The following is a 258-nucleotide window of genomic DNA, read 5'->3' on the forward strand; positions in this document are numbered from 1 at the left end:
TACGGTCGTAGCCGTAGCTGCGTTTGACGGCGGTTTGGGCATAACCCGCCGCTACTTTGGTTTTTCCTTTGCCGCTTTCCGTCAGGTCGTTGAGAGTGGCGATTTGCCGTTTCAGACGACCTAAAGGATCGAGTTCGTAACGGCTGGCGAGTTTACCCTGTGTGCGGTAGATTTCGCGGTGCAGCTGATCACGTTCGATGTCGGTGATGACTTCGTCGTCGAGGCTGATTTGGTGCAGGTGGCCGCTGCCGTAATACA

At 55.4% G+C, this 258-nt stretch carries 1 pseudogene; it reads right to left on the reverse strand.

The annotated features are described in order from the left end of the window. Positions 1-258, reverse strand: a pseudogene (locus ACTHTY_RS12275) (RHS repeat protein); the annotation flags it as partial.

Origin of the sequence: Neisseria sp. P0019.S002 (assembly GCF_051957155.1) — a bacterium.
GTDB classification, from domain to species: domain Bacteria; phylum Pseudomonadota; class Gammaproteobacteria; order Burkholderiales; family Neisseriaceae; genus Neisseria; species Neisseria perflava.